The 8,692-nt window shown below is 67.5% G+C and carries 5 protein-coding genes; 3 read left to right on the top strand and 2 right to left on the bottom strand.

Annotated elements, in window-relative coordinates; all coding sequences use genetic code 11:
- Position 1: 1 nt before the first annotated feature.
- Positions 2–457, bottom strand: coding sequence for a hypothetical protein (locus tag ABH941_RS39530; protein ID WP_370136494.1), 456 nt, complete (start codon positions 455–457; stop codon positions 2–4).
- 97 nt (positions 458–554) lie between these two features.
- Between ABH941_RS39530 and ABH941_RS39525 the strand changes: the two genes are divergently transcribed.
- Positions 555–3,473, top strand: coding sequence for a tetratricopeptide repeat protein (locus tag ABH941_RS39525; protein WP_370136486.1), 2,919 nt, complete (start codon positions 555–557; stop codon positions 3,471–3,473).
- Between the two features lie 183 nt (positions 3,474–3,656).
- On the opposite strand, the gene ABH941_RS39520 is transcribed toward ABH941_RS39525, so the two are convergent.
- A complete protein-coding gene (locus tag ABH941_RS39520; protein WP_370136464.1) occupies positions 3,657–3,779 on the bottom strand; it encodes a hypothetical protein in 123 nt (40 codons plus the stop codon).
- A gap of 303 nt (positions 3,780–4,082) precedes the next feature.
- Here ABH941_RS39520 and ABH941_RS39515 point away from each other — a divergent pair, with 303 nt between their 5' ends.
- Both ABH941_RS39515 and ABH941_RS39510 read left to right on the top strand, forming a co-directional pair.
- A complete protein-coding gene (locus tag ABH941_RS39515) occupies positions 4,083–7,106 on the top strand; it encodes a tetratricopeptide repeat protein (protein ID WP_370136452.1) in 3,024 nt (1,007 codons plus the stop codon).
- Positions 7,107–7,664: 558 nt separating this feature from the next.
- The gene (locus ABH941_RS39510; protein WP_370136437.1) at positions 7,665–8,612 is read left to right on the top strand and encodes a hypothetical protein; all 948 of its coding nucleotides are present in this window, start codon (positions 7,665–7,667) and stop codon (positions 8,610–8,612) included.
- Positions 8,613–8,692: the final 80 nt, after the last annotated feature.

Below are 8,692 nucleotides of genomic sequence, written 5' to 3'. Positions count from 1 at the left end.
CTCACTCCTCCCGCACCAGCATCGACAAGGCAGAACCTATCTCGTCCAGGTCGCGGACCGGACCTACTGGGTACTGCAGCAACAGCGTGCCGGAAGGCTGGCTCAGGCGCTGGCCAGTGCCGTACCGGCGCTGAAGACGGGTACCGTGACGATCGGGTTCGATCCGAACCCTCGCCAGCCGGGCCCGTAGACGGACTGACCGCTCCCGGCACCCACAGCGCACGTCATCGCAGAAACGCCGATTCTCGGGCAGCGAGTGCACACCGAGCTGCGGGGCCGTCCATTGCGCCACGGGACGCGGCTTGTCGGGTGGTGAGGCGAACCTGTCCTTCGCGGCAGCAGTGTCGAGCGCGGTCGCGGGGTAGTGCGCGTGATACTCCAGCAATTCGATGTGGATGAGCTGCGATCGATCCCTTGATTTCAAGTCCTCGTCGCGATGCGGATCAGGGGGGCTCATCTGTGCTGTCCGGGGCCGCACAGCCAAGCGGGTGCGCGACGATGGTGCGATGAGTAGCGATGCCGGGCGCGGGGCAGTGAGGAGGCCGCGATCGGTGATGCGCGCTCGCGTGGGGCCGGGACCGCTGCGGGACCTGAAGGACCTTCTGTACGAGGTGTACCTGGCGGCCGGATCCCCGACCCTCGACGAGATAGCGGCCGACATCGAGTCCGATGACGGCCTGTCAGGAGCGCCGAGCCGTGACTCCGTTCACCGCTGTCTGAGCTCCCCTCAGCTCCCGGTGCAGCAGGGAGATGCGGTCGCCGTTGCCTCGGTCCTCGCCCGCCGCGCGGCCTGGGACCGGGACGATCTCACCATCCGGGTACGCGACCTATGGCTCCAAGTCCGTATGGCCAGGCCCGCAGGCCAACCCATCGCTGAGTACACCAACCCCTTCACCCTGGAAGTGCACCGGGCGATCGAGGCTGCGGCAACGGGCGAAGACCCACTACCGGTGCTGCCGGCGTACGTCGCGCGGGAGCACGATGAGCGGCTGCGTCAGGTCGTCACCGAGGCGGCCGACGGAGAGAGCAGACTGCTGGTCTTAGTGGGCGGATCATCTACAGGAAAGACCCGGGCCTGTTGGGAGGCCGTCCAAAAGCTGCCCCGAGGATGGCGGTTGTGGCATCCCATCGATCCCAGCCGACCCGATGCTGCCTTGGAGGAGATCGCAGCCGCCGGGCCGCGCACCGTGATGTGGTTGAACGAGGCCCAGCACTACCTTCTCACCGCGGTCGACGGTCTAGGGGAGCGCGTAGCTGCCGGGCTGCGGGAGCTCTTGCGTGACCCACAGCGCGCGCCGGTGCTGGTGCTCGGCACTGTATGGACCGAGTACTGGAGGATCCTCACCACCCCGCCCCAACCCGGTCACCCCGACCTGCACGCCCAAGCCCGCGCGCTGCTGACCGGCCATGAACTGCCAGTTCCTTCGGCATTCACCGACGATGACCTTGTCGCACTACATGAGAGGGCAGAGGGCGACCCGCGGCTCGCCCATGCCGCCGAACGCGCGGAGAACAGGCAGATCACCCAGTACCTTGCCGGCGCCCCCGCCCTCCTGGAGCGCTACCACACCGCATCAGACGCCGAACGGGCGCTGATCGACGCCGCAATGGACGCCCGGCGCCTGGGCCACAGCCCCGCCCTGCCCCACGCCCTGCTGGAGGCCGCGGCCGAGGGCTACCTAAACGACCAGCAATGGGACCTCCTAGGAGAGGACTGGCTCGAACAGGCACTGGCCTACGCCGTGCAACCCCTGCGCGGTGCACGCGGTCCGCTCACCCGCATACGCCCCCGTCGCGGTGAACCAAAGCCTAATCAGCCGCACTACCGCTTGGCCGACTACCTGGTCCAGCACAGCCGCGAGCACCGCCGCACCACCCCTATTCCCGCTGCACTGTGGGACGCCCTGCTCGACTACGCCCCACTCGCCGAACGCACCGCCCTCGCTCAGGCAGCGCAGACCCGCGGACTCATGCGCCTGGCCATCCGGTTCTATACCGATGCCGCCGCAGCAGGCGACATCGACGCCCTCGGGCGAGCGGGCGCTTTGTTGGGAGAGGCAGGCCGCGTCGATGAGGCTCTGACTTGGTACGAGCGCGCCGCGGACTCTGGTGACGCCTTCGCGTTGAAGCGGGCGGGTGACCTGCTGCGCGCAGCCCGGCGCAGCCGGGAGGCGATCACCTGGTACGAGCGCGCCGCAGACGCCGGCAACGCCTTCGCCTCGCGATGGGCAGCCGGCCTGGTGCACGATGCAGTTCCCACCAGCCAGGTGGTCCACCAAGTAACGGGAGCAGGGAAGACTGCCAGCCGGGCCGAGGAGGCGATCGAGTGGTTGCAGGACCGCGCCGAAACCGGCGACACCGTAGCGCTGATGCAGGTGATCGACCTGTTGCACGAGGCGGGACGCTCAGAGGAGGCGATCGGCTGGCTGCAGGACCGCGCCGAAGCCGGCGACACCGTAGCCCTGGTCCGCGCCGCCGACCTCCTTGAGGAGGCAGGACGCCTTGACGAGGCGATCGGCTGGCTGCACGGCCGAGTCGATTCCGGTGACGCCGTCGCCCTGGTACGGGTCGCCGACCTGCTCGAGGAAGCAGGACGACTCGATGAAGCCCTCGACTGCTTCGAGCGCGCAGCCGACGCCGGCGATACTTTGGCCCTGGTACGGGCAGCCGAGCTGCTCGAGGAAGCGGACCGACTCGAAGAAGCCCTCGACTGGTACGACCGCGCAGCCGACGCTGGCTTCGCCTTCGCCCTCAGGGCCGGAGCCGTCCTGCTGAGGCAAGCCGGAATGCCCGAGCGGGCGATCACCTGGTACCGGCGCGCAGCCGAAACCGGCGACACCGTCGCCCTACTGCGCGCCGCCGATCTACTGAGACAAACGCGCCACCACGACGAAGCCCTCACGTGCTACCAGCGCGCTGCCGATGCCGGCAACGCTGAAGCCCTGCTGCGGGGTGCTCAACTCCTGGAACACGACAACCGTGCCGAAGAGGCGATTGACTGGCTCCAAGCGCGCGCGGCCACCGACCTCGGCGACACTATGGCCCAGGCGGCGGCCTTGCTCGCTGCGGAGGGACACGTCGAGAAGGCAATCGCCTGGTACCAATACGCCGCTGACTCAGGCCACGCACTCGCCGTCAAGAAAGCGGCCCAGCTCCTGAAACAGACGGGCCGCACTGAAGAAGCAGCCGGGCTGCAAGACCGCACCGCCGCCAGCACACCCCTCCCCCGACGGCAACCAGTCAGCTTGCTACAGAGCGAAGGCGGCCACGAGAAGGCAATCGCCTGGGCCCGACGCGCCGCGGGGGCCGGTGACAGCGACTCGTTGAGACGAGTGGTCTGGCTGTTGCGAGACGCGGGCCGCGGCATAGAGGCCGAGCAACTGTCTCGATACGGATGGGAGGCGGACGGGACGATCACCGAGTCATGGAACGCGGCACCACCCAATACCGGCCCCATCGAACGGGAAGCATAAGCACGCGCCCGCCCAACCGGACCACGCTAGGCTGGCCGGCCCCCGGAGTATCTGGGTGCTGGGTGCAGCGCAATCGCGCTGCACCCAGCACCCAGCTCTCTTTCGCTCTGTTGCTGCAGGTCAGGTCCACAGCGCTCCCTCCCGTGTTGCGCTGGGGGCACGATGAAGCGGCGCGTCGGTGGGCTAGAAGTGGGCCTGCTGGAGCAGCCAGGTGATTGCAGCGCGGGCGGTGCCGCTGAGCAGGCCAACAAGGGCAGCACGGGCGAGAGTAAGACGCTCGGTGCGGGTGAGAGACGGGTGACTCATCGATCCTCCTGGGGTCTCTTGATCAGAGGCTGAGCCGGTGGGGCTCGTTTCCCAGGCTGGGCTCGGTTCGGGCGTCTCCTACGAGTTGCGATGGACCCTCCTGCCAAGCTGATATCTGTGCTGTTCAGGAGGCGCAGGTCCGTTGGGTTGCGAGACGATGGTGCGATGAGTCGCGATGCGGGAGGTAGCGGCCAGCGTCGACCTCGCCCTGTCAGCCAGCCGAGGGTGGCTCCTGGTCCGTTGCGGGACCTGAAGGGCTTGCTCCACGAGCTATACACGGCTGCCGACACTCCATCGCTCGATGTGATCGCTGAGAAGATCGCGGAGGATGATGGTCTGGATGGGGCGCCCAGCCGGGACACCGTTTTTCGGATACTGAGCGCGCCGCAGGTGCCTGCGAAGCTGGCGGACGTCCTCGCGCTCGCTGCCGTGTTGGCACGGGATGCGGCGTGGAGTGTCGACGACGCTGTTCAGCGTGTGCGGAACCTGTGGGTGCAGGCACGACAGTGGAAGCCCCTAGGAGTACCGATCGGCAACTCCCTTGATCCTTTTGCATTGGAGGTGCATCCGGCGATCGAGGCGGAGCCGGCTGACGGGGTAGGCGACGGGTTCCTTCCGGCCTACGTGGAGCGGGGGTTCGACACCGGCCTGCGTGCGAGGGTGCGGCAGGCGGTACGCGGGGACAGCCAGCTGGTTGTCCTGGTGGGCGGGTCCTCGACCGGCAAGACCCGCGCCTGCTGGGAGGCGCTCCAGGAGCTTCCGAGCACGTGGCGGGTGTGGCACCCGATTGACCCCAGTCCGCCCGAAGCGGTGCTAAGGGACGCTTCCGCCGTCGGGCCGAACACCGTGGTGTGGCTCAACGAGATCCAGCGCTACCTACTGACCTCCTCCAGCGACCTCGGTGAGCGAGCCGCCGCGAGCCTTCGTACCCTCCTGAGCGACGCCGACCGCGGTCCCGTGCTTGTCCTTGGCACCATGTGGCCAGAGCATTGGGCAGCTCTGACCGAACCAGCCTCAAGAAGCGGACCCGACCCGCATGCTCAGGCGCGCCAGCTGCTGATGGCCCACAGCATCCGGGTACCGGATGCCTTCACGCGGCGCGATCTTGCTGTCGCGCAGCCCCTGGCGGTGATGGATGCTCGCCTGCGTCAAGCCCTTGAGCACGCGGAGCAGGCGCAGATCACCCAGTACCTGGCCGGCGGGCCAGCACTGCTGGAGCGATATCGGGATGCGCCGGACGGAGCCCGCGCACTCATCGAGGCGGCCATGGACTGCCGCCGTCTCGGCTACGGTCCCGACCTCCCCTTGGTGATGCTCGAGGAAGCTGCCGAGGGCTACCTGACCCAGGCCAAACTCGACCTGCTAGACGAGGATTGGGTCGCGCGTGCGCTGTCCTACGCCACGGAGCCCGTGCGCGGAGCGCGTGCCCCGCTGACAGCTCCCCGTCCGCGCCGCGGCGAGAAGCACGCTCCTGCTCAGTCTGTCCGGCTGGCCGATTACCTGGAGCAACACGGTCGACAGACCCGTTGCAGGCAGCTCCCGCCAGCCACCGTGTGGGAAACATTCCTCGCCCACGCCGCTGCCGGGGACAAGGTTGCCATGGGAACGGCTGCCCAGGAACGCGGACTCCTACGGACCGCCGCCCAGCTCTTCACCGCCGCCGCCGAGGCGGGCTACGCGACCGCGATGAGGCTGCTGGGCGACCTCCTTGCACAGTCCGGCCGCGTCGATGAGGCCCTGGTGTGGTTCGACCTTGCCTTCGAAGCCGGAGATCCTGAAGCCCCAGGATGGGCAGCCAACACCCTCTACAACGCCAGCCGATTCCAGGAAGCACTGGTCTGGTTCGACCGTGCGGTCAGCGTGGGCGACCATCTCGCCGCGCGCACTGCTGGGCAGATGCTGGAATACTCCCAGCACGACCTGGACGCCGCGCTGCCCTGGTACCAGCGCGCCGCCGACACCCAGGACCCGGGCGCCTTGGGCGAAGCGGCGGATTCCCTGTGGTACGCCGACCGCCCGGAGGAGGCGCTGCAGTGGTACCTGCACGCGGCCGACGTGGGGAACACCTACGCCCTCTTGTCAGGGGCCAAGAAACTCAGGCGCGCGGGGCGACTTGAAGAAGCACTGGATTGGTACCAGCGCGCAGCGGGGGCCGGCCACACCAAGGCCTACCACGGCGTCGCGAGCCTGCTGCAGCAGCTGGGCCGAGGCAACGAAGTCCTCCCCTGGCTCTCGCGCTTCATCGACGAAGGAGACGTCGCTGCCTTGTCCACTGCAGCCTGGGCCTACGAGCAGATGGGCCAGGTCGATGAAGCCTTCCTGTACTACAAGCGTGCCGCGCATGCCGGCGACCGTCAGGCCATGTACAAGGTAGCGGAGCAGCTGGCAGGATCGGACCGCATTGATGAGGCCGTAGCCTGGTACGACCGTGCTCGTGACGCTGGCGACGATCACGCTTGGAGCTGGGCCGCCGAGACCCTGTGGAAGGCCGGCCGGGTCGACGAGGCTCTCGAGCGCTACCAGCGCGCATACGATGCCGGAGACCACAACGCTTTCACCGAAGCCGCCTCCTTCCTCATCCGAAGGAAGAGAACCGACGCCCTTCCATCGCTTCAAAAGTGCGCGCTAGAAGCCGGAGACGCGGACCTACCAGCCGCAGTGGGCATGCTCCTGGACTTGGTCGGCCGTACAGACGAGGCGATCGCCTGGCTACGCGGGGCAGTCGACGCACAACACCCACGCGCTGAGCAAGAGCTTGTTCGGCTCCTCGAAAAGTCGAACCAGAACGAGGAAGCCACTGCACGTGCGAACGTCCATGCCGCCCAAGGCCACACCTGGGCTATCAAGCACATCGCCGGCACGCTCTCGCAAGCTGATCACCTCAATGAGGCACTCAACTGGTATCAGCGCGCAGCAACCGCCGGGGACGCCTTCAGCCAGCAGCGAGTAGCCGACCTACTGGCCGCCACCGGCAGACTCGACGAAGCCCTTCCCTGGTACGAAAAAGCGGCCGACGCCGACGACGCTCGCGCCCTGCGTGTCGCAGCCAGACACCTCGCCGGCGCAGAACGCTACGAAGACGCCCAGCACTACCTGCGCCTTGCAGCGGAGGGCGGCGACAAGGTCGCTCTCTCCCGCGCCGTCGACATGCTCAACGAAGCAGGCCAAACAGAAACGGGTCACCAGCTCCGGCAATACGGGTGGGAATCCGACGGAAGCGTGGCCCCACCGTGGCGGGCGCAAATACCCACCAGCCTTTCGACTACCCAGCAAGCGAGGTACCCGGGAGCAGAGCCCCCGAATGAGGCTCCGTCACGGCGACTGTAGTTCGCGATCCGGGCGTGCGGTGCTGGTCAAGCGGCCTGGGGCATCATGATCTTTTGCAACGAAGGATCAGAGCGCGGCGGCCGTCGTCGTCAGGTGCGCGGGCGCTGTGGCACGACGGCGTCGGGGACTGGTCGGGATGCTTCCCCCGTCGTGAGAGCCGGCAGACACTGCGGGAGCTGACCAAGGCGGTGCTGGGGCTGGAGCGGATCAGCTACGGAGGGCCGTTCAACGTTCTGGGGGCGGTGCTTCGCGACGAAACGTGCTACCAGGCAGCACCACCAGTCACGGCGGCGGCTTGACAAGACCATTGGGATGTTCCCTATGCCCCGTGATCCCGCGGGAAGACTGCCGCTGCAGCATCTCTGATGTGCCGTCAACCACGCCACACAGTTCGATCCCAGCGGGTGGTGGCGGAAGCAGGCGCGAGACGGAGGCTCGCCACGCGCTCGTCCCGCGCGATCGACGATGCGGTCAGATGCTGAATGAGCTGCGGACACACCTGACACGCTGTGAGAAACGATGCTTGTGCCGTGAGCTGTGCCGGACGAGAATCCCTCCATGGCCGAGCGCTCGACATTTGGGGACGACGCTGAAGGTGCGTCCGCGGGCGGTCGTCGAACACCGGGCGAGGATGCGCTGCTCGCGGCTGGCTCCGGCATCGAGCGCCTGAGGCGCTACCGGTCTCTCCTGGAGGCTGCTGGCCCAAAGTCCGAGCGGCTGGAAGCGCTCGATGCCGCAATCAGGCTGCTGACAAGAGCTATTGCGGGTATGTCGGACACTGATGAGTCGGTAGCCGCGTACCGGCACAATCTGTCGCTGGCCCTACAGTCGCGCTATGACGAGTGTCGTGAGCTGTCCGATCTTGAGCGTGCCGCGGAGACCCTCCTCCTCGGCTTGGCGAACCCGGCGTCCGCCGGACGCTACTCGGCCCTGCTGCGCTACAACGTCGGCGTGGTGCTGCGAAGAATTCACCGGGTCACTCGCGATCGCGGCCTCCTGACAGTGGCCGAGGCCGAGCTGGCGCCGGTCCTGGACTACGTACAGACCGAACACGTCGATCCGCTGGACTGCCAGTACGAGTACGGCCGGATTGTCCTGGCACTGGCGGAGTCAAGCGCCGACGCCGACGTTCCAATGGACAAAGCCGTCTCAGTGTTCGCCCGGCTCGTCAACGAAGCCGATCCAGATCTGCCGGACTATCCGGCCTATCTGGACTCGCTCGGGTCCGCTCACCTGAACCGCTTCGACCGCAGGGGCGAGCGTGCCGATGTCGACGCTGCGGTCGAGTTCGCGGGTAGGGCAGTCGGGGCCGAGCGCGAGAGGGGTGCATGGAGTACAGCGGCGCTCGCGAACTTCGGCGCGGCGCTCCGCGCCCGCGGTGTGCTTCAGGCGGGTGAGAGCGAGGATCTCGACGAGGCGGTCTGCTGGACGCGCGAAGCGCTCGCGCTGGCCGACTCGGCGTCCGAGCGAGCGGGTGTGCTGAGCAATCTCAGAGCGTGGTGGTGAAGCGATTGGCGTTCGGCTGTCTCGGTGTGGGTGATGCCTCGCACGCAGGTGCTGGTGGTGGGGTGGGCATGAAAGAGCGG

Source organism: Streptacidiphilus sp. EB103A (assembly GCF_041261405.1).
Lineage (GTDB): Bacteria > Actinomycetota > Actinomycetes > Streptomycetales > Streptomycetaceae > Streptacidiphilus.
This window is presented reverse-complemented; position numbering and strand designations above follow the sequence as displayed.